The organism is Halomonas sp. 3D7M (assembly GCF_014897885.1).
Taxonomy (GTDB): domain Bacteria; phylum Pseudomonadota; class Gammaproteobacteria; order Pseudomonadales; family Halomonadaceae; genus Vreelandella.
This window is the reverse complement of record NZ_JABUZF010000277.1, coordinates 10,841-13,657: the sequence shown is the minus strand read 5'-3', so window position 1 is coordinate 13,657 and position 2,817 is coordinate 10,841. Positions and strand designations below refer to the sequence as shown.

Sequence of the window (2,817 nt, the reverse complement as noted above, 5' to 3'; positions counted from 1 at the left end):
ACAACAAGGCCATGTCGTGCTGCAATCAGACCTATATGGCATGGGTTGGAAGGCGACTTTTGATGAGCAGGATTTCCCCAACCGTATAAACCAAGACCGGCTAGATTTTATCCAAGAGTCGCAGCACGCTTATACCAATCACCAACAGACGTTGGATGTTGCCGCAGAGCAAGACAAGCTGCTTGCCGCCGATGCAGTCATATTTCATTTCCCTCTTTGGTGGTTTGGTATGCCCGCCATTCTCAAAGGCTGGATAGATCGAGTGTATGCCTACGGATTCGCCTACGGATACAAAGGCGAAGGTAACCGGTATCGCTATGGGGACGGTATTCTCAAAGGCAAACGAGCCCTACTTTCAGTAATGGTGGGGGGACCAGAGGAGGACTATTCGCCCCGTGGCATTAATGGCCCCTTGGAGGAGTTATTATTTCCCATCACCCACGGCGCTCTCTTTTTTCCCGGCTTGGATGTACTTCCCACCCATGCCGTGTATGGCAGCGGCAAGCTTTCAAAAGCTAACGTAGAGAAAGAACTCGCCACTTGGCACCTTCGCCTCAATCATCTCTTTAATGAATCACCTATTCCCTTCCGGCGCCAAAATGGTGGAGAGTATCAATTTAACATCCTCGCCGATCATATCGCTGCTGGAAAAAAGGGGCTGACCATTCACATCGACAATTAGCCGAGCGGTAGAAATCAAGACCATAAATACAAGGACGCTTAACTATATAGCATTACTAACACATGTAACTTTGGAGTCGAGGGGGAAGGCGCAACACATCATGGCCTCCCCCTTCTGACTCTCTCACTACACAAATGCAGTCTGCTGAAAACTATCCCTGTCAATTACTGTGGCATGCCATGCTTTGAGCTGTGGGTACGCTTCCTTCCAGTGCACTTCTGGCAATCTGAAGGCCACGTACTCTAGCGCAACCGCGCAGGCGATTTCACCAAGCGTCATCGACGGCGCCAACTGACTTTCGTGGAGTTCACTGTCCAGTTGCTCCACTATTCGTTGCATGGCTCGCTGGCGCCTTCGCCCAAGCTCACTGTGATCAATCTCAGCGCCATAGTGCTTTCTGGCGATAACGGTCGTAAACGCAACATCCATCAGGTTCTGACCAAGCCCGGCCAGATGCATTACATTCGCTAATCGGGCTTGGGGAATCATAAACGAGTGAGAGCTGACGCTATCAAGATAAACAGCAATCAACATTGACTCGCTAAGTGTCGTTCCTTCGTCTGTCACTAGCGCTGGAATTCTCCCGGCGGGATTAACCTCTAGCAGCGCTTGGTCATCTGCCCAAGGGTCGCACCAGCGCAATGTCACGTCATCCACCAGCCCCTTCTCAAGTAAGATGATCCGCGCTAGGCGCGCATAGGGTGACGTTGCGTTAAGAAAAAGCTGCATTATGGCCTCCGGTTCTTATTGGAGAGAGGAACAGTAGAGAGAGGGGCGTGACGCTGCTGTTGGCTTCGGCTCAGCAGCACCAGTACAAAGCCGCCTACCAACACCAGGCTGCTAATCGCAAATAGCGGTGAATAAGTGCCCCAGGCTACATAGAGCGCCGACATCGCGTAGCCAGCAAACGCTTGAGCTGCAGCGAAAGCGGCAGTCGCTTGTCCCCAGAGCTTTTTGTGGGCGGTAGGGCCGACCAATTCGGCCAGTCGCCCAGACGTCAGCGCAACAATACCTGGGATCATCGCGCCTACCACAAACGAGGAAACTGACTGACTAAGCAATGCGAGTGAAAATACTGGTAGGGACACAGCGGCAGCCTTAGCTAAAAAAGCGAGGGTTAAACCATGGTGCCAGCCCACTTTTCGCGCCAACGTTCCTACTACCAGTGGCCCGCACACAGCGCCCAAGCCGAAAATGCCCCACTGTAGAGAAGCCGCTTGATGCCCTAAGGCATTTTCTCTGGCGAGATAATCCACCCAAAATACGGTATGTGGAACAAACCCGACGGCGTCCAGGGCATACGCCCCGATCACCAGTAGCACAGCGGCATTTATTCCTGCATACCTGGTCTGGCTTGTTGACTTTTCCTGGCTAGCCACCGGCGGTGAGGATAGCTGAGTAACGCCCCAGTCACATACCAGAGCAGCAGCAATACAGAGCAGGCCCAGCGTTGCCCAGGTAACCGTTAGGCTTAACTCCAGAAGCACTGGCACCACCGATGCTGAAAGCAGTGCACCAAAGCCAATGCCAGTGAATACCAGGGCACCGACACTCGTCCGCCTTTCCGGAGGCGTGGTCGACAGAGCCAACGATGGGCCAACCACCATGAGAATGGCGCCAGCAATACCTGAGACTAATCGCCAAAAGAAAAACCAGCTAAAACTGCCCGCCCCCGCACAGAGGAAAAAGCTCAGTGCGATCGCTACGAAACTTGCCCCCATCACCGCGCGGACAGAAAAACGCTCACTCAGAGCGTGAGCAGACAGCGCACCAATAAAGTAGCCGAGAAGATTAGCAGCCCCAAGATAAGCTCCTTGGCTGGCACTGAACCACCCTTCTTGAATCAGCGCCGGTAATAGCGGTGTGTAGGCAAAACGGGCAATGCCTATTCCTGCCAAGGTGGCCATCACACCGGTCATCAGAGCAGGCAAGTCTTTGCTATTGATCATGTCGTATCCTTACTAAATCGCTGTGCGGCAAGATTGGCAACAGGCGTATTTACCAGTAGCTTACGCATACCAACAATTCTTTAGAAACGATTTATAGTGATAGCCTCTATCTTTTTTTGAGATAGCCCTTAAGATGGCTATTGAGATGCTTTTTGAGACGGTGGTCGCTTAAGGGAGATAAGAATG

General features: G+C 52.3%; 3 protein-coding genes. 1 reads left to right on the top strand and 2 read right to left on the bottom strand.

The annotated features are described in order from the left end of the window. The coding region (locus INT22_RS19880; protein ID WP_226912964.1) for an NAD(P)H-dependent oxidoreductase at positions 1-682 on the top strand (682 nt) is incomplete at its 5' end. A 126-nt stretch (positions 683-808) separates the two neighbouring features. Here the strand turns inward: INT22_RS19880 and INT22_RS19875 are convergent. Together INT22_RS19875 and INT22_RS19870 are read right to left on the bottom strand one after the other, a co-directional pair. Next, positions 809-1,411: a glutathione S-transferase N-terminal domain-containing protein gene (locus INT22_RS19875; protein WP_193068787.1), complete on the bottom strand. Its 603-nt coding sequence runs from the start codon at positions 1,409-1,411 to the stop codon at positions 809-811. Next, positions 1,411-2,631 carry a YbfB/YjiJ family MFS transporter gene (locus INT22_RS19870; RefSeq protein ID WP_193068786.1) on the bottom strand — a complete coding sequence of 407 codons (1,221 nt, stop codon included), beginning with the start codon at positions 2,629-2,631 and terminating at the stop codon, positions 1,411-1,413. Before INT22_RS19870 ends, INT22_RS19875 begins: the two co-directional genes overlap by 1 nt. Positions 2,632-2,817: the final 186 nt, after the last annotated feature.